Annotated in this window: 18 protein-coding genes; 7 read left to right on the top strand and 11 right to left on the bottom strand. The window is 76.7% G+C overall.

Going from position 1 to position 20,633, the window contains the following annotated elements:
• Positions 1-85 precede the first annotated feature (85 nt).
• The 6 genes from hemL to hemE all read right to left on the bottom strand — a co-directional run bounded on the left by hemL (position 86) and on the right by hemE (position 7,399).
• The gene (gene hemL, locus NXY84_RS01640) at positions 86-1,423 is read right to left on the bottom strand and encodes a glutamate-1-semialdehyde 2,1-aminomutase (RefSeq protein WP_258725451.1); all 1,338 of its coding nucleotides are present in this window, start codon (positions 1,421-1,423) and stop codon (positions 86-88) included.
• Complete coding sequence (gene hemB / locus NXY84_RS01645; RefSeq protein ID WP_258725452.1) at positions 1,420-2,457, bottom strand: porphobilinogen synthase; 1,038 nt, start codon at positions 2,455-2,457, stop codon at positions 1,420-1,422. The genes hemL and hemB overlap by 4 nt, the downstream gene beginning before the upstream one ends.
• The gene (locus tag NXY84_RS01650) at positions 2,454-3,407 is read right to left on the bottom strand and encodes a uroporphyrinogen-III synthase (protein WP_258725453.1); all 954 of its coding nucleotides are present in this window, start codon (positions 3,405-3,407) and stop codon (positions 2,454-2,456) included. The genes hemB and NXY84_RS01650 overlap by 4 nt, the downstream gene beginning before the upstream one ends.
• Positions 3,407-4,480 carry a hydroxymethylbilane synthase gene (gene hemC / locus NXY84_RS01655; protein ID WP_258725454.1) on the bottom strand — a complete coding sequence of 358 codons (1,074 nt, stop codon included), beginning with the start codon at positions 4,478-4,480 and terminating at the stop codon, positions 3,407-3,409. The genes NXY84_RS01650 and hemC overlap by 1 nt, the downstream gene beginning before the upstream one ends.
• A gap of 160 nt (positions 4,481-4,640) precedes the next feature.
• Positions 4,641-6,323 (bottom strand): protoporphyrinogen/coproporphyrinogen oxidase, encoded by a 1,683-nt coding sequence (locus NXY84_RS01660; RefSeq protein WP_258725455.1) that lies wholly within the window; start codon positions 6,321-6,323, stop codon positions 4,641-4,643.
• Positions 6,324-6,334: 11 nt separating this feature from the next.
• Positions 6,335-7,399: a uroporphyrinogen decarboxylase gene (gene hemE / locus NXY84_RS01665; protein ID WP_258725456.1), complete on the bottom strand. Its 1,065-nt coding sequence runs from the start codon at positions 7,397-7,399 to the stop codon at positions 6,335-6,337.
• A gap of 49 nt (positions 7,400-7,448) precedes the next feature.
• On the opposite strand from hemE, the gene NXY84_RS01670 reads away from it, so the two are divergent.
• A complete protein-coding gene (locus tag NXY84_RS01670; protein ID WP_258725457.1) occupies positions 7,449-8,948 on the top strand; it encodes a glutamyl-tRNA reductase in 1,500 nt (499 codons plus the stop codon).
• 215 nt (positions 8,949-9,163) lie between these two features.
• On the opposite strand, the gene NXY84_RS01675 is transcribed toward NXY84_RS01670, so the two are convergent.
• Together NXY84_RS01675 and purB are read right to left on the bottom strand one after the other, a co-directional pair.
• Positions 9,164-10,006 (bottom strand): hypothetical protein, encoded by an 843-nt coding sequence (locus tag NXY84_RS01675; protein ID WP_221196469.1) that lies wholly within the window; start codon positions 10,004-10,006, stop codon positions 9,164-9,166.
• Between the two features lie 219 nt (positions 10,007-10,225).
• A complete protein-coding gene (gene purB / locus NXY84_RS01680; RefSeq protein WP_258725458.1) occupies positions 10,226-11,680 on the bottom strand; it encodes an adenylosuccinate lyase in 1,455 nt (484 codons plus the stop codon).
• Between the two features lie 105 nt (positions 11,681-11,785).
• Between purB and NXY84_RS01685 the strand changes: the two genes are divergently transcribed.
• The 6 genes from NXY84_RS01685 to NXY84_RS01710 all read left to right on the top strand — a co-directional run bounded on the left by NXY84_RS01685 (position 11,786) and on the right by NXY84_RS01710 (position 18,842).
• Complete coding sequence (locus NXY84_RS01685) at positions 11,786-12,646, top strand: DUF4129 domain-containing protein (RefSeq protein WP_258725459.1); 861 nt, start codon at positions 11,786-11,788, stop codon at positions 12,644-12,646.
• A complete protein-coding gene (locus NXY84_RS01690; protein WP_258725460.1) occupies positions 12,643-13,323 on the top strand; it encodes a hypothetical protein in 681 nt (226 codons plus the stop codon). Before NXY84_RS01685 ends, NXY84_RS01690 begins: the two co-directional genes overlap by 4 nt.
• Before the next feature lie 26 nt (positions 13,324-13,349).
• Positions 13,350-14,354: an AAA family ATPase gene (locus tag NXY84_RS01695; protein ID WP_258725461.1), complete on the top strand. Its 1,005-nt coding sequence runs from the start codon at positions 13,350-13,352 to the stop codon at positions 14,352-14,354.
• A complete protein-coding gene (locus tag NXY84_RS01700; protein ID WP_258725462.1) occupies positions 14,351-15,661 on the top strand; it encodes a DUF58 domain-containing protein in 1,311 nt (436 codons plus the stop codon). Before NXY84_RS01695 ends, NXY84_RS01700 begins: the two co-directional genes overlap by 4 nt.
• Positions 15,658-16,299, top strand: a complete 642-nt coding sequence (locus NXY84_RS01705) for a hypothetical protein (protein WP_258725463.1) — start codon at positions 15,658-15,660, stop codon at positions 16,297-16,299. The genes NXY84_RS01700 and NXY84_RS01705 overlap by 4 nt, the downstream gene beginning before the upstream one ends.
• A 221-nt stretch (positions 16,300-16,520) precedes the next feature.
• Positions 16,521-18,842, top strand: a complete 2,322-nt coding sequence (locus tag NXY84_RS01710; protein WP_258725464.1) for a ricin-type beta-trefoil lectin domain protein — start codon at positions 16,521-16,523, stop codon at positions 18,840-18,842.
• Between the two features lie 70 nt (positions 18,843-18,912).
• Here the strand turns inward: NXY84_RS01710 and NXY84_RS01715 are convergent, their stop codons facing one another.
• From NXY84_RS01715 to NXY84_RS01725, 3 genes are read right to left on the bottom strand one after another with little or no spacing between them, the layout of a single operon-like run.
• A complete protein-coding gene (locus NXY84_RS01715; RefSeq protein ID WP_258725465.1) occupies positions 18,913-19,059 on the bottom strand; it encodes a hypothetical protein in 147 nt (48 codons plus the stop codon).
• Positions 19,056-19,538: a transporter substrate-binding domain-containing protein gene (locus NXY84_RS01720; RefSeq protein WP_258725466.1), complete on the bottom strand. Its 483-nt coding sequence runs from the start codon at positions 19,536-19,538 to the stop codon at positions 19,056-19,058. Before NXY84_RS01720 ends, NXY84_RS01715 begins: the two co-directional genes overlap by 4 nt.
• Positions 19,539-19,582: 44 nt before the next feature.
• Positions 19,583-20,593, bottom strand: coding sequence for an EamA family transporter (locus tag NXY84_RS01725; protein ID WP_258725467.1), 1,011 nt, complete (start codon positions 20,591-20,593; stop codon positions 19,583-19,585).
• Positions 20,594-20,633 lie beyond the last annotated feature (40 nt).

Below are 20,633 nucleotides of genomic sequence, written 5' to 3' on the forward strand. Positions count from 1 at the left end.
CGTCGCCCCGCGACCGCCCCTCGGCGGCAGCGTCCCGGGGTGGACCGGGCCGCGCGGCGGGTCTCGTCGCGCGGCGGGCCGGACGTCAGCGGGCCGGTGGGGTCGCCGCCGCAGCCGCCTTCGCCGCCGCCGGCAGCGCGTCGATGACCCGGTTGACCGCGTCGTCGTCGTGCGCGGCCGAGACGAAGAACGCCTCGAAGCCCGACGGCGGTGCGTACACCCCGTGGTCGAGCAGCGCGTGGAAGAACGCTGGGTAGCGCCACGACTCGCTGGCCTGGACCTGGGCGTAGTCGCGCGCGCCGTGCTGGGCGGCGTCCTCGCCGAAGAACGTGCTGAACAGGTTCCCGGCCCACTGCACGACGTGCGGGACGCCCTCGGCGGCGAGCGCCTGCGTCAGCGCGCCGCGCAGCACCCCGGCGACGGTGTCGACCCGGCCGTAGACCGCGGTGTCCGCCGCGCGCAGCGTGGCGAGCCCGGCGGCGGTGGCGACCGGGTTCCCCGAGAGCGTGCCCGCCTGGTAGACGGGGCCCATCGGGGCGAGCCCCTCCATGACGTCGCGCCGGCCGCCGACCGCGGCGACGGGCAGCCCGCCGCCGACGACCTTGCCGAACGTGAGCAGGTCCGGGTCCCAGCCCTCGACCGAGCCCTCGAGCCCCCACCAGCCCGACGGGCCGACGCGGAAACCGGTCAGCACCTCGTCCTGGATGAGCAGCGCGCCGTGCTCGTGGGCGATCCGCGACAGCGCCTTGTTGAAGCCGGGCAGCGGCGGGACGACGCCCATGTTCGCGGGCGCCGCCTCGGTGATGACGGCGGCGATGGTCTCGCCGTGCTCGGCGAACGCGGCCTCGACGGCGGCGAGGTCGTTGTAGGGCAGCACGATCGTCTCGGCGGCGACCGCGGCGGTGACACCGGCCGAGCCGGGCAGCGCGAGCGTCGCGAGGCCGGAGCCGGCGGACGCCAGGAGCGCGTCGACGTGCCCGTGGTAGCAGCCGGCGAACTTGATGATGCGGTCGCGGCCGGTCGCGCCGCGCGCGAGCCGGATCGCGGTCATCGTCGCCTCGGTGCCCGTCGAGACGAGCCGCAGCCGCTCGACGGCCGGGACCCGGTGGCGGATCTCCTCGGCGAGCTCGACCTCGGTGAGCGTCGGGGCGCCGAACGACAGCGCCCGGTCGGCGGCGGCGTGCACCGCGTCGAGCACGGCCGGGTGCGCGTGGCCCAGGATCGCCGGGCCCCACGAGCACACGAGGTCGACGTACTCGCGCCCGTCGACGTCCGTGATGTGCGGGCCCTTGGCCGACGCGATGAACCGCGGGGTGCCGCCGACGACCCCGTACGCGCGGACCGGCGAGTTCACACCCCCCGGGATGACGCCGCGTGCACGCGCGAAGTACCGCTCGGAGGTCTCCGGCGTGTGCCCGCTCATCTGTTCTCCTCCTGCAGCCATCCGGCCAGCTCCACCGCCCAGTACGTCAGGACATGATCGGCACCCGCACGCCGGATGCTGAGCACCGACTCCGTCACGGCGCGCCGGCGGTCGATCCAGCCGTTCGCCGCGGCCGCCTCGACCATCGCGTACTCGCCGGACACCTGGTAGGCCGCGACCGGCACGGTCGACATCGCGGCGACGTCCGCGAGCACGTCGAGGTAGGCCAGCGCGGGCTTGACCATGACGACGTCGGCGCCCTCGGCGATGTCCACCAGGACCTCGCGCGCGGCCTCCCGGCGGTTGGCCGGGTCCATCTGGTACGTCCGCCGGTCGCCCTCGAGCGTCGACTCCACGGCCTCGCGGAACGGTCCGTAGAACGCCGACGCGTACTTCGCGGCGTACGCGAGCACCGCGGTGTCCAGGAAGCCCTCGCCGTCGAGCGCGTCCCGCACGACCGCGACCTGACCGTCCATCATCCCGCTGAGCCCGACGAGGTGGGCGCCCGCCCGGGCCTGCGCGAGCGCCATCTCCGCGTACCGCACGAGCGTCGCGTCGTTGTCGACGGCGCCCGACGCGGTCAGCACGCCGCAGTGCCCGTGGTCCGTGAACTCGTCGAGGCACAGGTCCGCCTGCACGACGAGCGCGTCCCCGACCTCGGCGGCGACGTCCGCGATCGCGACGTTGAGGATCCCGTCGGGATCGGTGGCCCCGGTGCCCGTCGCGTCGCGGCGCTCGGGGACGCCGAACAGCATCACGCCGCCCAGCCCGGCCTCGGCGGCCTCGACGGCGGCGCGGCGCAGCGAGTCGCGCGTGTGCTGCAGCACGCCGGGCATCGACGTGAGGGGTCGCGGCTCGGTCAGCCCCTCCTTGACGAACACGGGCAGCACGAGCTCGGCGGGGTGCACGCGCGTCTCGGCGGCCAGCCGGCGCATCGCGGGGCTCTGGCGCAGGCGGCGCAGGCGCGTGCGGCCGGGGGTCGGCACGGCGCGAGCGGGGGTGGAGGGGACGGCCGGGATCGTCGGCTGGGTCATGCGGTCACCTCGGGTGACGGGGAGTCGGTCGGTCGGCTGGGGGTGGGCGGTACCGCGAGCTCGGGCTCCGGCGCGGCCCGTGCGCGCACGAGTGCGGCGACGAGTCCGGCCGGGGTCTGCTCCTCGGCGACCGCGTCGACGCGCAGCCCGAGGCGCGCCGCCTCGGCGGCGGTCGACGGGCCGATGCAGCAGACGAGCGTGTCGGCGGGCGGCTCACCGAGCAGGTCGAGGAGGTTCCGGGCGGTGCTGCCGGACGTCAGCAGCACCGCGCCGAGCCGCCCGGCGGTCCAGTCCTCGTGCACCCCGGGGTCGGGGTCCGGCCCGCGCACCGTCCGGTACGCGACGACGTCGTCGACCTCCCACCCGCGGGCACGGAGCCCGGTCGTGAGCGTCGGTGCGGCGAGGTCGGCGTGCGGGACGAGCACGCGCCCGGGGTCGTGCTCGGCGGCGTGCGGCTCGGAGGAGCCGCCGTCACCCGGGTCGCCGGCCGGCGGCAGGGCCGGCCAGACGGCAAGCAGCGTCGCGGCCGACGAGGAGCCCGACGGCACGAGGTCCACCTCGACGCCCTCGGCGCGCAGCGCCCGCGCGGTGGCGGGCCCGACGGCGGCGACGCGCGTGCCCTGCACGAGCTCGGCGAGCGGCGTCCCGACCTCCTCCGCGCGGTCCACGAGCACCGGCACGGCCGCCGCGCTCGTGATCGCGAGCCACGTGTACCAGCGCGAGCCGAGCGCGAGCAGCAGGTCGTCGAGCTCGGTCGGGTCCTCGGGCGGGACGGTCTGGATCAGCGCGACCGGCACGGGCCCGGCGCCCGCGGCCCGCAGCGCGATGACGAGCGGGTCGGCGCCGTCGTCCGCGCGCGGCACGAGCACCCGGACGCCCGCGAGGGGTCCGGCGAGGCGCGCCGGGTCGACGTCGGAGCGCAGGACCCCGTCGGGGATGCGGCCCGGCATCAGCGGGGACCGAGCTCGGCGAGGCCGGCCGCGCCCGCGTCCAGGAGCTCCTCCGCGAGCGTGCGGCCCAGCGTCTCCGCGGCGGCGTGGCGCTCGGGGTCGACGTGCCCGACGAGGCGCCCGGTGCCGCGCGGGTCCGCCGGCACGTCGGTCACCGAGTCGACGGTGGGCGACTCCGGCGCGAGCGTGGCGCGGGCCGAGCGGCGCAGCTGCTGCGAGCCGTCGGTGCGGACCACGACCGCGTCGAGCGTGAGCACGTGACCGGGCGCACCGTCGAGCCGCGCGTCGGCCGCGGCCGGGTCGTCCGTCGGGGCGGCGTCGAGGCGGGCCAGCGCGCCGACGGGGGCCGCGCAGCCGGCCTCGAGGTGCCCGAGCAGCGCACGCTCGGCGGCGACCGCGAGGCGCGAGGCCGGGTCGTCGAGCGCGGCGAGCGCGGCGGCGAGCTGCGGGTCGGTGACGCCCGCGCGGACCTCCACGGCGAGCGCGCCCTGCCCCGCGGCCGAGGTCATGACGGCGGGGTCGAGCTCCTGCGTGACCGCGTCGAGCCGGCCGAGACGGGCGAGCCCGGCGCGCGCGAGCACGACCGCGTCGAGGTCGCCGGGGGCGACGCGGCGCAGGCGGGTGTCGACGTTGCCGCGGATGTCGACGACGTCGAGGTCCGGCCGGGCGGCCCGGAGCTGCGCGGCGCGGCGCGGGGACCCGGTGCCGACGCGTGCGCCGGGCGGCAGCGTCGCGAGCGTCCACCCCTCGCGCGCGCACAGCACGTCGCGCGGGTCCTCGCGGGGCGGGACCGCGCCGAGCACGAGCCCGTCGGCCGGGCCGGTCGGGAGGTCCTTGAGCGAGTGGACGGCGACGTCGCACCGGTCGTCCAGCAGCGCGTCGCGCAGCGCGGTGACGAAGACGCCCGTCCCGCCGAGCGTCGCGAGCGAGCCGGTGAGCCGGTCGCCCTCCGTGCGGACGTGCACGATCTCGACGTCGAAGCCGCCGAGCCGGGCCAGCGCGTCGGCGACGTGCCCGGTCTGGGTCAGCGCCAGGGTGCTCGCGCGCGTGCCGATACGAACGGTCGAGGGCATGGCTCCAGTGTCGTCCACCCGGCGGGGGTTGTCGAAAAGTGGGGGCGACCGTGCGCTGCCGGCGAAATCCCGCGGGGCCGTCGCCGCATTTTCGCGAGAAATGTGACCTGTTCCTGACCCACTGTCAGAACAGTTCCCGTCGACGCCAGTGTGGCACGCGTCACGCCTTTTCGGTGATCCCATTCCCCAGCAGCGACCGCGCGGCGCGCCGGGCGTCCGGCACGACCGACGCCAGCCCGTTCCCGGCGACCCACGCCCCGCACACCGCGACCCCCGGCAGGCCCTCGACGGCGGTCCGGACGCGCGCGACGACGTCCCGGTGCGCCGCGCTCGGCCGCGGCAACGACTGCGACCACGCGACCCGGGCCGTGCCCCGCACCTGCTCGGGTCGCAGCGGCACCCCGAGCAGCGTCGAGGCGTCGCGCAGCGCGAGGGCGGCGAGCGCGGCGGGGTCGAGATCACGGGGGTCGTCGGCCAGGGGCCCGGTTGTGCGGTCGGCGACCCCGTAGGACAGCCGCACGACGTGGCGCCCGGGACCCGCCGCGCGCGCGACCCACACCCACTTCGCGGACGCGTGCGTGAGCGCCTTCGCGCGCACACCGGGCACGTCGGGCGTCACCAGCACGCCCGTGCCGCGCGGCGCGGCGTCGAGCTCCGGGGCGTCCAGCACGAGCGTCGCGAGCACCACGTCGGCGCCCGCGTCCGGCCGGTGGCCCGCGAGCTCCGGCGCCAGGCCGGCTGCGAGCAGCTCGGGGCCGGCGGGCGTCGCGAGCACGAGCCGGGCGGTGCTCACCGGCGGCTCCCCGCGGAGCGCGACCTCGAAGCAGGTCCCCCCGGAGCCGGCACCCGTGGTCTTTCCGGCGTCGGAGGCGTCGTCCGTGGCGGCTGCGCCGGAGCCGGCCGCGCGTCGCTGCGCGACCGGCGGGTCCTGGCCGTGCGCGTCGGCGCCGGTGGGCCCGTCGCCCCCCGCGCCGGCCCGCCGCACCGCCGTCACGTCCGCCCCCGTCCGCACGACCCCACCGTGCGCGACGACCTCCGCGACGAGCGCGTCGACGAGCACGTGCATGCCGCCGTCGAACGACGCGACCGCCGACCCGGCCGGTGCCAGGGCGCGCAGCCGCCGCACCGCGCCCCCGAGCGACCCCTCGCGGGCGAGGGCCGCACGCAGCCCGGGCGACGCGGAGTCGGCCGCGAGGTCGTCGGGGTCGGCCGCCATGACGCCGGCGACGACGGGGCGCACGAGGCGGTCGAGCACGCGCCGCCCGAACCGCGCCCGCACGAGGGCGCCGAGGGTGGCGGCGTCGCCCCGGGGCGCCCACCAGGCGGGCAGGACCCGGTCGAGGCTCGCCCGCAGGGCGCCCGCCCGCCCGATCGTGCGGCGCACGTCCTCGGCCCACGGGTCGGCCGGGATGCCGAGGTGCCCCGCACGCGGCAGCGGGCCGGCGAGCCCCGGGAGCTGCACCCACGCACCGAGCGGCTCCGGGAGGACGACGCGCGACGTCAGCCCGAGCTCGGCGGCGAGCTCGGCGACCGTCCCGCCGCGCGTCGCGAACGACTCGGCGCCGGTGTCGAGCACGAGCCCCGCGACCTCGTGCGCGCCCACCGCGCCGCCGGGTGCCGGCCCTCGCTCCAGGACCAGCACCGCGACCCCGGCGCGCGCGAGCTCACGTGCGGCGACCAGCCCCGCCACGCCCCCGCCGACGACGACGGCGCCCCAGGTCGGGGGAGGCGCCCCGGAGCCGTCGTCGGCTGCGTGCGCGGCGGCGGGACGCGGGCCGGTGACCGCCCCGGGCTCACCGGCGACGTCCCCGTGCCCGGTCCCCGCCGACCCGTCGCGCCGCACGACGACGCCCCTCAGAGGGAGTGCACGAGCTCGACGACCCGGGTCAGCACGTCCGGGTCCGTCTCGGGCGGCACGCCGTGGCCGAGGTTGACGACGTGCGCGGGCGCGACGGACCCGCGGGCGACGACGTCCCGCACGTGCGCCTCGAGCACCGGCCACGGCGCGCCGAGCAGCGCGGGGTCGATGTTGCCCTGCAGCGGCGTGCGCCCGCCGAGCCGGCGGTTGGCCTCGTCGAGCGGGACCCGGTAGTCGACGCCGACGACGTCCGCGCCGACGTCCCGCATCGCCGCGAGCAGCTCGCCCGTCCCGGTCCCGAAGTGCACGGTCCGTACGCCGAGCCCACCGACGTACGCGAGCGCGCGGGCCGACGACGGCGCGGCGTGCTGGGTGTAGTCGGCGAGCGAGAGCGATCCCGCCCACGAGTCGAAGAGCTGCGCGGCGCTGGCCCCGGCGAGAACCTGGGCCCGCAGGAACGCCCCCGTGACGTCCGCGGCCCACTCGGTGAGCTGGCGCCACGTGTCGGGGTCCGCGTGCATGAGCGTGCGCGCGCCGAGGTGGTCCCGCGACGGGCGGCCCTCGACGAGGTAGGCGGCGAGCGTGAACGGCGCGCCCGCGAAGCCGATGAGCGGCGTCGACCCGAGCTCGGCGACCGTCAGCGCCACGCCCTCGCTCACGGGCGCGAGCGCCTCGGCGGTCAGCGGACCGGCGTCGCGCAGCCGGGCGACGTCGTCGGCGGTCCGCACCGGCGAGCCGAGCACGGGCCCGACGCCGGGCTCGATGTCGACGTCGACCCCCGCGAGGCGCAGCGGCACCACGATGTCCGAGAAGAAGATGCCCGCGTCGACGCCGTGCCGCCGGACCGGCTGCAGGGTGATCTCCGAGGCCAGCTCGGGCCGCAGGCACGCGTCGAGCATCGCGACGCCCTCCCGGACCCGCAGGTACTCGGGCAGGGACCGGCCGGCCTGCCGCATGAACCACACCGGCAGCCGCTCGGGGCGGCGACCGGAGAATGCGCTCACGAGCGCGGAATTCGTGGTGCGGCCGTCCACGAGCGGGTGTGTCGAGGGGAGAGTCACCCCTCGATTGTGCCGGACATTCCCGAGGGTGATTCAATCGTGACTCGTGGTGCTGCTGTCATTGATCGCCAGCCACCACGACCTCGACCTCTCGGTGCTGGAACGGCTCTCAGCCGACACGCATGCGGTCGGACGCGAGATCGTGGCCGGCTGCCCCGCCGTGTCCGGTGCCGTCGTGCTCGCGACGTGCAACCGGTTCGAGCTGTACCTCGACGTCGACGACGCCGAGGCGCTCGACCACGCCCGGTCCGGTGCGGCGCGGGTCGTGGCGGCCCGCTCCGGCTACGCGCCCGAGCGCGTCGCGGGCCAGGTCCACGCCGCCACGGGCGCCGAGGTCGCCGAGCACCTGTTCTCCGTCGCGTCCGGCCTCGAGTCGATGGTCGTGGGGGAGCGCGAGATCGCCGGTCAGGTCCGCCGTGCGCTCACGGCGGCCCGGCGCGACGGCACCACGACCTCGGCGCTCGAGGCCCTCTTCCAGGCGGCCTCCCGCGCCTCCCGGGCGGTCGGTGCGACCACCGGGCTCGGCGCCGCCGGGCGGTCGGTCGTCTCGGTCGCGCTCGACCTCGTCGAGGACGGCCTGCCGGCCTGGCCCGACGTCCGGTGCGTGCTCATCGGCACCGGCTCCTACGCCGGCGCGAGCCTCGCCGCCCTCAAGGCGCGCGGGTGCGGCGAGGTCCGCGTGTACTCGGCGAGCGGCCGGGCACGCGCGTTCGCGACCGCCCGCGGCGTGCGCGCGGTGACGAGCCAGGACCTGCACGACGAGCTCGCGGACGTCGACCTCGTCGTCGCGTGCAGCGGCGCGGCCGGGGCGGTCCTCGAGGTCGAGGCGCTCGCCGCCGCGCGGGCGGGCGTCGACCGTCCGCTCGCCGTCGTCGACCTCGCGCTGCGGCACGACGTCGACCCCGGCGTGGGCGACCTGCCGGGCGTCCGCCTCGTGAGCCTGACCACCGTCGCCGAGTACGCGCCCGACGAGCACTCCGCCCCGGTCGAGGCCGCGCGCGCGATCGTCGAGCGGACCGCCGCGGAGTTCGATGCCGAGCGGCGCGTGCGCGAGTGGAACCCCGCGGTCGTCGCGGAGCGCCGGCGCGTGCTCGGCGGGCTCGACCAGGCGCTCGTGGACGGCGCCGAGCAGGCCGAGGCGATGGCGGCGGCGTGGGCCCTGGCCCGGGCGGCGGTCCGGCTCGACGCGCGGTCGCGGTCGGTCGCCGCGGTGGAGCGGGCGGACGTGTCGGACCCTGCGGTGGTGTCGGACCCTGCGGTGGTGCCGGACCCGGCGGACGCCTCGCACCCGGCGTACCCGGCGGCCGGGACGGTGACCGACGACGGCGAGCCCGACGTCGCGCCCTACGTGGCGGTCGCCCTCGACGAGCGGGCCGCGCGCTCGCTGCGCCGGCGGACCCGCGCCGCGCTGCACGGGCCGACCGTCCGCGCGCGCGAGGCCGCACGTGCGGGGGACGAGGTGGCGTACCGGGCGGCGCTCGCCGAGCTCGCCGCGATCCCGGTGCCGGACGTGTCGGGGGTCTTCCGCCCGCAGGTGGCGTCGGCCTGAGCCGGATGCCGGGTCGGAGCCGGTAGCCCGCGGAGCCGGTGCGCGCCCGGTGGGTTCCGGTGCCAGCCTGCGCGCGAGCCCTCCTGGCGACGTCCACGTACGGGTACGTGAGTCGCGGGGTCCCGGACAACGAGGTGCGCGCCGGGCCTGAACGGGGGGGAGTCAGGCCCGGCGCGCGGTTCGGGGGTGCGGCGTGAGCCGCTAGACGAACGCTCTCATGCCCACGCGCGCTGTGCGGGGCCGGGCGCCCAGGTCGCGGGGACGACCTGGTTTGTCTGGATATCTGTCAGTTCAGCAGCATAGACGATCGCCTCGTAGACGCCAGCCTCGATGCGGTCGAGCCGCAGGCGCTCGGCGCGCTCGATGTCGTCGCCGAGGTGCGAGATGCGGGCGACGACGTAGCGCTGGGCGTCCTGCCACTGGTCGACGACGCGGACCTCGAGCCCGTTCCAGCGCGCCGTCAGGTCGAGCTCGAACAGCTCGCTGACGTCCTCGCGCGGGACCCGGCGGAACCAGCGGCCCGAGGGCGCCTGCTGGAAACCGGTCTCGGACAGCGGCGGGTTCGCGAGCGCCAGGGTGACCGTCCGGCCCTCGTCGATGACGTCGGCCTCGAGGTAGGCGCCGTGCCACTTGGCGACGGGGCCGACGCAGCGGGACAGCGACGCGAGCGCGGGGCGGTGGGCGCCGATCTGCGTGACGCTCCAGCCGGTGCCGACGTCGCCGTAGCGGCCGAGGAGGATCGAGGTGCCGTCCGCGAAGACGCGGACGAGCTCGGCGCCCGGGGGGATGCGGGAGTGGCGGAGCCACCACAGCGGGACGATGTAGCCCGGCACGTCGCGGTACTGGAGCTGCGGCGAGGACTCGAACCGCAGGACGTCGATCGACGGTGCGTACGGGCTGAACGGCGTCCCCGGGTACCCGAGGCCGTGGACCTCGAAGAGCTGCGCGGGGGTCGTGGCGAACGCCACGTCGTCGGCGCGGACCACGTAGCCAGCCACCCGGTCGTGACCGACGCTCAGGTGAGCGCGAGTCAGTGCGGGGGTGATCGCCTTCTGCATGAGCGTCACGTGGGCAACCTCGCCGAGAATCGGATGTAACCGGACGAACCGGATCGAGTCACGATTGTGCAGGCGAACCGGTCGGTTGTCCAGGTTTCACCCATTCGCTCTAGCCCGTCAGATGGCGCTCAGCGGCGGGCTGTGTCCTCGCAGAACGGGTCGAACACCAGGTGAGAGGGCTCTCACATGCCCTGACCTGCGACGATGTCGACCGTTCGGTCAGTCGTCCAGGTAGGTGACGAGCTGCGCGGCCAGGCCGGTGTAGGTCGCCGGGGTGAGGGCGGCGAGGCGCGCGGCGACGTCGTCGGGCAGCCCGAGGCCCGCGACGAAGGTCCGCATGTCCTCCGCGGTGAGCCGGCGACCCCGCGTGAGGTCCTTGAGGCGCTCGTACGGGTTCTCCATCCCGGCGACCCCGGCGACCGCCGCGGCCCGCATCGCGGACTGCACCGGCTCGCCCAGCACCTCCCAGTTGGCGTCGAGCTCGCGCTCGAGGCGCTCCCGGTCCACCGCGAGGCCGCCGAGGCCGCGGCGCACGTTGTCGATCGCGAGCAGCGAGTGCCCGAACGCCGGGCCGATGTTGCGCTGCGTCGTGGAGTCGGTGAGGTCGCGCTGCAGCCGCGACGTCACGAGCGTCGAGGCGAGCGTGTCGAGCAGCGCGCTCGACAGCTCGAGGTTGGCCTCGGCGTTCTCGAAGCGGATCGGGTTGACCTTGTGCGGCATCGTGGAGGACCCGGTCGCCCCGGCCACGGGGATCTGCACGAAGACCCCGTTCGAGATGTACGTCCAGACGTCGGTCGCGAGGTTGTGCAGCACGCGGTTGAACCGCGCGAGGTCGCTGTACAGCTCGGCCTGCCAGTCGTGCGACTCGATCTGCGTCGTCAGCGGGTTCCAGGTGAGGCCCAGGTGCTCGACGAACGTGCGGCTCACCTCGGGCCAGTCCGCGCCGGGGACGGCGACGACGTGCGCGCCGAACGTGCCCGTCGCGCCGTTGAGCTTGCCCAGGAACTCGGCGCCCTCGATGCGGCGGAGCTGGCGGCGGAGGCGGTGCGCGAGGACGGCGAGCTCCTTGCCGAGCGTCGTCGGCGTCGCGGGCTGGCCGTGCGTGAGCGCGAGGAGCGGGACCTCGGCGTGCTCGCGCGCCAGGGCGGTGAGCTGGTCGACGAGCGCGCGGGCGGCGGGCAGCCAGACGCGCTGGACGGCGCCGCGGACCATGAGGGCGTAGCTGAGGTTGTTGACGTCCTCGCTCGTGCATCCGAAGTGCACGAGCTCGCTCAGCGCCGGCAGGACCGTGCCCTCGCCGAGCACCGACGGTGCCGCGGCGATGCGCTCCTTGAGGAAGTACTCGACGGCCTTGACGTCGTGGACCGTCACGCGCTCGATGGCGGCGAGCTCCTTGACGTCCGCGGCGCCGAAGTCCGTGACGACCGCGCGGAGGTACGCGATGTCCGCGTCCGACGGCGCCGGGGCACCGGGCAGGACCTGCTGCGTCGCGAGGTGCACGAGCCACTCGACCTCCACGTGCACCCGCTCGCGGTTGAGCGCCGCCTCGGACAGGTGGTCGACGAGCGGGGCGACCGCCGCGCGGTACCGGCCGTCGAGCGGGCCGAGCGCGATCGGCGGCTGCACCTCGGCGAGCGAGGTCCGGGCGTGAGGCGTCGAGGCGTCAGCGGGCATGCGGCCCATCATCCCAGAGCAGCGCGGTGCCGGACCGTGGCATCCGCTCCCAGAGACGCGTCAGTAGGGTGGGCGCGCACCGCCCGCGCGAGGCCGAGGAGGGTCATGGGGACGCCGCCGATGCCGTCGTCCGGGCGCGCCGCCCGCCGCGTCGCTCCCGTCGTGGTGCTCGTCGTCGGCGTGGTGCTCGCCGCAGCCGCCGCCGGGCCCTGGACCGTGACCGGCCGGCCCACGGCGTGGGAGCTGGTCCCGCTGCCCGAGCCGCCGCCCGAGCGGCCGCTCCCGACGACGCCGCCGCTCGACCTCCAGCCCGGAGCCCTCCCGTCGGGGCTCGTGAGCGCGACCGGGCGGGTGGTCGCCGTCCTCGGGGTGCTCGCGCTGCTCGTGGTGCTGGCGCTGCTCGTGCGGCGTGCGCTCGCGGCCCTCGCGCGCCGGGGTGCGGTGCCCGAGGGTGCCGCACCGGCGACCGCTGCGGTGGACCTCGTCGAGGGCGTGACCGTGCCGCAGCTGCGCGAGGGGGTCGCGGCCGCCGGCCGCCGGCTCGACGAGGACGTGCCGCCGGGGGACGCGGTCGTCGCCGCGTGGGTCGCGCTCGAGCAGGCAGCCGCCACGACCGGCATCGTGCGCGAGCGCTCGACGACCGCCACGGAGCTCACGGTCGAGGTGCTCGGCACCACGCGGGCCGACCCCGCCGCGACCCGCACGCTGCTCGACCTCTACCTCGCCGCGCGGTTCAGCGCGCACCCGGTGACGGCGGCGGACGTCGCGGCGGCGCGGCGCTGCCTCGACGTGCTCGCCGACGGGCTCGCGCACGGCGCGCGGCAGGGGCTGCGGCGCGGCAGCGGGGACGACGGGGCCGGGACGGGGCACGACGAGGCCGGCTCACGGCACGACGATGCTCGTGCCGAGCGCGGTGGGGCCCCGACCGGGACGGCGACCGGGCGCGACCCCGGGGTGCCGGCATGAACGACGTGCACGCCGGGCTGCTTGGCGACGACCGGGCCGCACGTGCCGCACGCGCCGCGCGCCGCCGGGCCGCGGTCGAGGGCGTGCGCGGTCCGGTCCTGGGGGCGCTCGTGTGCGGCGTGGTCGTGGGCGCGGTCGCCTGGCTCGTCGGGATGCACGCGCTCCACGCGGTGCTCACGGGTCTCGGCGCCGTCGGGCTCGCGCTCGTCGGCGCGACGTTCGACCCGCGGCCCGACGAGCGCTGGTCGCGCGAGCCCTCGCCCGACCGGCACGGCGCACGCACCGAGCTCGCGCACCTGTCCTGGACGATGCGCGGGCGCGACGGCCGGGTCGGCGAACGCGTCGTGCAGCGCCTGCGCCGGACGGCGACGAGCCGCCTCGCGCGCGTCGGGCTCCGGCTCGACGACCCCGAGGACGACGCGCGCGCCGCCGAAATGCTCGGGCCCAGAGCGTGGTCGACCCTCCACCCGGCCGCCGGGCGGATGCCGCGGTTCGCGGACGTCGAGCACACGGTCGCGCGCCTCGAGGCGCTCGTGCCCGCCGGCCCGCCCGCGGCCGCCCGCCCGACCGCCGACCGGCCGGCAGCCGACCGGCCCGCAGCCGCCCGGCCCGCGCCCGCCGAGCCCGAGGCTGCCCGGTCCACGGTCACCGACCCGCCCTCAGCCACCCGCCCGTGACCCCGCCCCCCGACGTCGGAGGACCCATGACCACGCCCGCCCCGCTGTCCGTCACCGAGGTCGCCGAGCGCAGCGACGCCGTCCTCGCGGAGGTCCGGACCGTCGTCGTCGGCATGCAGGACGCGCTGCGCACCGCGCTCGCGGCCGTGCTCGCGGGCGGCCACGTGCTCTTCGAGGACGTGCCCGGGCTCGGCAAGACCCTCGCGGCGCGCAGCCTCGCGAGCGCGCTCGGCCTCGACTTCCGGCGCGTGCAGTGCACCCCGGACCTGCTCCCGTCCGACATCACCGGGTCCAGCGTGTTCGACCCCGCGACCGCGTCGTTCGCGTTCCGGCCCGGGCCGGTGTTCGCGGGGCTGCTGCTCGCCGACGAGATCAACCGCACCGCACCCAAGACGCAGTCGGCGCTGCTCGAGGCGATGGCCGAGCGGCAGGTCACCGTCGACGGCGAGACGCACCGGCTGCCCGAGCCGTTCCACGTCATGGCGACGTCGAACCCGGTGGAGTACGAGGGCACGTACCCGCTGCCCGAGGCGCAGCTCGACCGGTTCATGGTGCGCCTCGCGGTCGGCTACCCCGGGCGCGACGCCGAGACCGACGTGCTGCTGCGCCGGCTCGACCGCCGCCACGAGGCCGCGCCGGTCCGCACGGTCGTCGACGCCCCGACGCTGCTCGCGATGCAGGCCGGCGTCGAGGCCGTCCCGGTCGACGCGGACGTGGTGCGCTACTGCGTCGACCTCGCCGCAGCGACTCGCGAGCACCCCGCGGTGGAGGTCGGGGCGTCGCCGCGCGGGTCGCAGGCGCTGCTGCTCGTCGCGCGCGCGCTCGCGGTGCTGTCCGGCCGGGACTTCGTCGCGCCCGAGGACGTCAAGGCCGTCGCGGTGCCCGCGCTCGCGCACCGGCTGACCCTCACACCGCAGACGTGGGCCGCCGGCGTCCAGCCGCAGGACGTCGTGCGGGAGCTGCTCGAGCGGGTCGCGGGCCCGACGACGGCACGCGCGGGGGCGGTGCGCGCGGGTGCGGGGGCGGCGTGAGCGAGCCGCCCGCCGGTGACCCGTGGCCGCGCACGAGCGCCTGCGCGATCGGGCTCACCGCCGGGCTGCTCCTGCTGCTCGTCGGTGCGCTCGCCGGCCGGCCCGACGTGGCCCTGGTCGCCGCGGCCCCGCTGGTGGGCGCGGCGTGGGACCTCGCCCGCCGGCCCGGGGGATCCGTGCGCGCGAGCGTCCGGCCGGCCGACGAGGCGCAGACCGGCGGTGAGCTGCGCTCGGTGCTGCGCGTCGAGGGGCCGCCGGGGACCGACGCGGCGCTGCTGCGCGTGCGACGCCCGGGCTCGCGGACCGTCGAGGTGCTCGTCCGCGTGACCGGGACCCGCGAGGTCCCGGTCGCGGTGCGGACCGTGCGGACCGGTCCGCAGGAGCTCGCGCACGCCGACGTGCAGGCGTTCGGGGTCGGCCTCGCGACGATCGCCGACCCGGTGCGCACCGAGCCGCACAGCGTGATGGTGCTCCCGGCGCCGCGACCGCTCGGTGCGCTGCCGCTGCCGTGGCGGCTGCGCGGGCTCACGGGCGCGCACGAGTCGCGGCGGCCCGGGGACGGCGGGGGGCTGCGCGACGTGCACCCGTTCTCCGCGGGCGACCGGCTGCGGCGCATCGACTGGCGGGTCACGGCCCGCCGCGCGCCCGACCTGTCCGAGCTGTACGTGCGGCGCTCCTACGCGCTCGCCGAGGCGGTCGCGATGCTCGTGGTCGACTCCCGCGACGACGTCGGGCCCGACCCGGCGACGTGGGGTGGCCTGCGTCCGGTGCGGCCCGAGGACGCCACGTCGCTCGACGTCGCACGGGAGGCCGCCGCGTCGGTCGCGCAGCAGCTCGTGGCCGCGGGGGACCGTGTCGGGCTCGACGACCTGGGTGTCCGGCGCCGGCCCGTGGCGCCCGGTGGGGGTCGGCGCCAGCTCGCGCGCATCGTGCACAGCCTCGCCCTCACGCGCCCCGAGGGGGACCCGCGCACCCGGGTCCGCCCGCCGCAGCTGCCGTCGGGTGCGCTCGTCGTGGTGTTCTCGACGTTCCTCGACGACGACGCCGCGCAGGCCGCCGCGTCGTGGCGGCGGTCGGGGCACCGGGTCGTCGCGGTCGACGTGCTGCCGCGCGGGCGGGAGACGACGCTGAGCGATCAGGAGCGCCTCGCGCTGCGGCTCGTCAGCATCGAGCGGTCGGACCGGCTCGCGGCGCTGACCGCCGCCGGGGTCGAGCTCGTGGCATGGGCCACCGGTGACCCGTGGGTCGACCTCGGGCAGCTGGCGCGGCAGTCCCACCGGCGCCCGGGCGTGGGGGCCGGGCGGTGAGCCGGCTCGCAGAGACGCTGACGACGGGATGGCGTCGGCCGCCGACGCCGCGCGCGGGCCTGGCGGCGTGGCGGTCGTCACGGCACGAGCGCGTGCTCGTCGACCTCGGGGCGACGGTGCCCGGGGGAGTGCTGCGCGGCGCCCTGGCGGTGCTCGGTGCGCTGGTCGTGGCGCTGTCCGGGCTCGCGGACGTGGGGACGGGCGGGCTGCGGGTGCCTCTGCTGGCCGTGGCCGTCGGGTGCGTGGCGCTCACCGTCCTGCAGCCGGGCGGGATCGCCCCGGCCGCGCTGCTCGTGGTCGTCGCCGTGCGCCTGCTGCAGGAGCCGGTCGCCGTCGACCTGCGCACGTGCGGGCTCGTCCTCGCGGTGCACCTGCTCCTCCGGACCGCCGCGCCGGCGGCCCAGGCCCGGTGGGGCACCCGCGTCGAGGTGGCGCTCGTCGTCGCGGAGCTGCGCGGGCTCGTGGTGCTGCAGCTCGGGGCGCAGGCACTCACGCTGACCGCGGCGGCGGTGCTCGCGGCGGGGGAGCCGGCGAGCGGGGCGTCGTGGTTCCGGCTCGGGGCCGTCGTCGCGGCGCTCGCGGCGGTGGTGGTGCTCGGTCTGGGGCGGTGGCGGCCGCCGGGCTCCGGAGCGCCCTGAGCCGGCCGGGCGGCGAGAACACTCTCATCCGGAACCGCCCGCGGAGCGCTCCGCGGTCGCCTAGCGTCGCCGTGCACCGTCCTTCTGCATCGTCGTACACCGGCGTGCCCGCCCCCGCGGGCTCGCCGCGGCGCCGCGGAGGTGACCCGTCCCCGGTGCATGCCGACACCGGCACCCGCACGGCCGTGCCCCCGCCCGGCCGACGGCCTGGAGGAGTTCCCATGTCCCTGGCACACCCGGCGCGGCGACGACACCGTCTCCTGTCGAGAGCCCTGCCCGTCGCCCTCGCCGCCGCGCTCGTGGCGGGTGCGCTCGCCCCGCTCGCCGCCGCTCCCGCGGCCGCCGCGGGGAGCCCCAAGCAGCTCGAGAACCTCGGCCGCGGCGCCGTGAGCGTCCGCTCCGGCAGCGGGACCCTCGTCACGTGGCGGCTGCTCGGCACCGACCCGAAGGACGTCGCGTTCCACGTCTACCGCGACGGCACGCGCGTCACGCCCTCGCCGGTCACGGGAGCGACGAACTACCTGCATGCGGGCTGGACGGGCGGCACCTACACCGTCCGTGCGGTCGTGAACGGGGCCGAGCAGACGGCCTCGACGGCGCTCGACTTCGGCCCCGGCTACCGCGACGTGAAGATCAGCCCACCCGGCGCGCAGTACGCCGCGAACGACGCGTCGGTCGGCGACCTCGACGGCGACGGCGACCTGGACATCGTCCTCAAGTGGGACCCGGCGAACGCCAAGGACAACTCGCAGTCCGGCGTCACCGACCCGGTCTACGTCGACGGGTACACGCTCGAGGGCACGCGGCTCTGGCGGATCGACCTCGGGAAGAACATCCGGGCCGGCGCGCACTACACGCAGTTCCAGGTGTGGGACTACGACGGGGACGGCCGCGCCGAGGTCGTCATGAAGACCGCCGACGGCACCGTCGACGGCAAGGGCGTCACCATCGGCAGCGCGTCCGCCGACCACCGGAACTCCGGGGGCTACGTCCTCGCCGGCCCCGAGCTCCTGACGGTGTTCGACGGTCGCACCGGCGCTGCCCGCGCGACCGCGAGCTACGAGCCGCCGCGCGGCACGGTCTCGTCGTGGGGCGACTCGTACGGCAACCGCGTCGACCGCTTCCTCGCCGCGACCGCGTACCTCGACGGCACCCGCCCGTCGATCGTGATGGCCCGCGGGTACTACACGCGGTCGGTCCTCGTCGCCTGGGACTTCCGCGACGGGAAGCTCACGAAGCGGTGGACGTTCGACTCGAACGCCCACAGCGGCTACGCCGGACAGGGCAACCACAACCTGTCGGTCGCGGACGTCGACGCCGACGGGCGCGACGAGATCGTCTACGGCGCGATGGCGGTCGACGACACCGGCAAGCCCCTGTGGAACACGAGGATGGGCCACGGCGACGCGATGCACGTCGGCGACCTCGACCCGTCGCGCCCCGGCCTGGAGCTGTTCAAGGTCGACGAGGACAAGGCCAAGCCCGGCTCGTTCCTCGCCGACGCGCGCACCGGCCAGGTCCTGTGGCAGACCCCGAGCGGCAGCGACAACGGTCGCGGCGTCTCGGCGGACGTCTGGGCGGGGAGCCCGGGGGCCGAGTCGTGGTCGTCGGCCGTGAGCCAGCTCAAGAACACGAAGGGCGTCGACGTCGGCCGCAAGCCGTCGGCGCACAACTTCCTCGCGTGGTGGGACGGCGACGCGGTCCGCGAGCTCGTCGACGGCACGCGGGTCGACAAGTACACGCCGACCGGCGACACCCGCCTGCTCACCGCGTCGGGCGTGCACTCGAACAACTCCACGAAGCAGACGCCGTCGCTCTCGGGCGACATCCTGGGCGACTGGCGCGAGGAGATCATCTGGCCGACGACCGACAACACCGCGCTGCGGATCTACACGACGTCGGCACCGACCGACCTGCGCATCCCGACGCTGCTGCACGACCTGCAGTACCGCGAGGCGCTGGCCTGGCAGAACACCGCCTACAACCAGCCGCCGCACCCGTCGTTCTTCCTCGGCGACCGGATGCCGGCCGCGCCGTGGCCGAACATCACGGTCCCGGGCGGGACGACGCCCCCGACGACCCCGGCACCGGTCCCGACGCGGACGACGGCACCGACGACGGCTCCGACCGCCGCCCCGACGCCCGCGCCCACGGGCACGGTCCAGCTCGTCGGTGCGCAGTCGGGCCGCTGCCTCGACGTCGCCGGGAACTCGTCGGCGCACGGCACGGGCGTCCAGGTGTGGGACTGCACCGGCGCCGCGAACCAGGCGTGGACCTTCACGGCCGCGGGCGAGCTCCGCACGTTCGGCGGGACGATGTGCCTCGACGCGAAGGACGGCGGCACGAGCGCGGGCACCGCGCTCGTGATCTGGGGCTGCAGCGGCGCGGCGAACCAGCGGTTCGCCCCGGGCCCGAACGGCTCGGTCGTCGCGCAGCAGTCGGGCCTGTGCCTCGACGTGAACGCGAAGGGCACCGCGAACGGCACGCGCGTCGTGCTGTGGACGTGCAACGCGGGCGCCAACCAGCGGTGGACGACGCGCTGATGCGCTGAACCCGACCCGGAGGGCGTGCGGCCGCGGCTGCGCGCCCTCCGGCCGTTCCGGTCCGGCGTGCCTACCGCGGGCGGTCCGGCGCGCGGGTGCCAGCCGGCGCGTCGTCGTCCTGGGCCGCCCGCAGCCCGGGCAGGAACTGCTCGGGCACGGCCCGGCGGAGCGCCTGCTCCTGCTCGTCGGGGAGCTCGGTGTGCCCGAAGCGTGTCACGGCTGCTGCACCTCCTGGTCGAGCAGGAACCGCTCGAGCTCGGTCATGAGCGCGTTCTCCCCGGACGGGACGGCCATGACGTGGAGCTCCTTCTCGCCCTCCGGGCCGGTCGTCGTCAGGTACGGGTAGGTCAGCGCGACCTTGTCGGCCCAGGGCGACGTCGCGGTGAGGCCGCCGACGAGCACGTCGAGCTCACCGCGCTCCATCGCGGCGACGAGCTCCTCCTCGCCCGCGACCGTCCACCCGACCTGCGCGTCGAGCGTCCCGGCGAAGTCCTCGACGAGGTCGACCTCGAGCCCGCTCGGCTCGCCCGCCTCGGCGTCGGTCCACGGCGGGCTGACCGAGACGCCGGCGCGCACGACCCCGCCGCGCAGCGAGTCGAGCGTCCCGTCGGGGTCGGTCGGGATCGTCGCGGAGCAGCCCCCGAGCACGAGCCCGAGAGCGGCGGCGACCGTGGCGGCGGTGAACTTCCTGGTCACAGCCCCATCCAACCCCGGCCACGGGCTTCCGCACGTCGAGCGCGTCAGGGGACGACGTTCTCCGGCAGCACGATCGCGTCGTCCCGCGCGTCCCGGTCGGAGCCGTCGGAGGCGTCCGAGGCGTCGGCCGCGACGACCCGCGGCCGGGCGGTCTCGGCGAGCACGATCCCCCCGAGCACGACCGCGCCGCCGACGAGCTGCACGCCCGTCATCGCCTCGCCGAGCACGAGCCACGCGGCCGCCGACGCCGCCACGGGCTCGGTCATCCCGAGCAGCCCGGCCCGCGCGGCCCCGAGCATCCGGATGCCCCACAGGAACAGCAGGTACGGCGTGACGGTGCCGAGCAGCACGATCCACGCGACGAGCAGCCACATCGGCGGCTCGGCGCCCGCGAGCGGGCCGGGCAGCGCGACGGCCTCACCGAGCGTCCCGACCGGGAACGTCCACAGCGGTTGCAGCACGATCCAGAAGAGCGCGGCGAAGCCCATCGACCACGCGTGCGTCGAGAGCGGGTCCCGCTCGGAGAGCAGGCGCTCGCCGAGCAGGTAGTAGCACGCGAGCGACACCGCGGAGGCGGCCGCCGCCAGCAGCCCGATCGCGTCGAGCACCACCCCGTCGCCGACCTGCGCGACGAGCGCGAGCCCGCCCAGGCACGCCGCGAGCGCCCACCACACCCGCGCGCGCACCTGCTCGCACAGCACGAACCGCGCCCACAGCGCGACGAGCAGGGGAGCGGTGTACTCGATGAGCAGCGCGAGCCCGACGGGCAGCCGGGAGATCGCGACGAGGTAGAACCACTGCACGAGCGCGACACCGACGACGCCGAGCACCGCCATGACGGCGAGCTCCCGCCCGCGCAGCCGCAGCGACCCGCGGGAGAAGACGAGCGCCGCGGCGACGAGCACGACCGCGGAACCGAGCGAGCGGATCTCGACGAGCCGCGTGGGGCTGAGGCCGGCCTGCATGGCGATCTTGGCGACGGTGCCGTTGACCGCGAAGAGCAGCGAGCCGACGACGACGGCCAGAACGCCGAGCGGCGCCGAGGGACGGGACACCGGGTGAGGGTAACCGGGGAGCGGCTCGGACACCCCCAGC

Source organism: Cellulomonas sp. NS3 (assembly GCF_024757985.1).
GTDB lineage: Bacteria > Actinomycetota > Actinomycetes > Actinomycetales > Cellulomonadaceae > Cellulomonas_A.

What these genes read in the sequence shown, in the direction of transcription:
- hemL (WP_258725451.1), bottom strand. Translation starts at nt 1,423, where the DNA reads ATGAGCGGGCACACGCCGGAGACCTCCGAGCGGTACTTCGCGCGTGCA.
- hemB (WP_258725452.1), bottom strand. Translation starts at nt 2,457, where the DNA reads ATGACCCAGCCGACGATCCCGGCCGTCCCCTCCACCCCCGCTCGCGCC.
- NXY84_RS01650 (WP_258725453.1), bottom strand. Translation starts at nt 3,407, where the DNA reads ATGCCGGGCCGCATCCCCGACGGGGTCCTGCGCTCCGACGTCGACCCG.
- hemC (WP_258725454.1), bottom strand. Translation starts at nt 4,480, where the DNA reads ATGCCCTCGACCGTTCGTATCGGCACGCGCGCGAGCACCCTGGCGCTG.
- NXY84_RS01675 (WP_221196469.1), bottom strand. Translation starts at nt 10,006, where the DNA reads ATGCAGAAGGCGATCACCCCCGCACTGACTCGCGCTCACCTGAGCGTC.
- purB (WP_258725458.1), bottom strand. Translation starts at nt 11,680, where the DNA reads ATGCCCGCTGACGCCTCGACGCCTCACGCCCGGACCTCGCTCGCCGAG.
- NXY84_RS01685 (WP_258725459.1), top strand. Translation starts at nt 11,786, where the DNA reads ATGGGGACGCCGCCGATGCCGTCGTCCGGGCGCGCCGCCCGCCGCGTC.
- NXY84_RS01690 (WP_258725460.1), top strand. Translation starts at nt 12,643, where the DNA reads ATGAACGACGTGCACGCCGGGCTGCTTGGCGACGACCGGGCCGCACGT.
- NXY84_RS01695 (WP_258725461.1), top strand. Translation starts at nt 13,350, where the DNA reads ATGACCACGCCCGCCCCGCTGTCCGTCACCGAGGTCGCCGAGCGCAGC.
- NXY84_RS01710 (WP_258725464.1), top strand. Translation starts at nt 16,521, where the DNA reads ATGTCCCTGGCACACCCGGCGCGGCGACGACACCGTCTCCTGTCGAGA.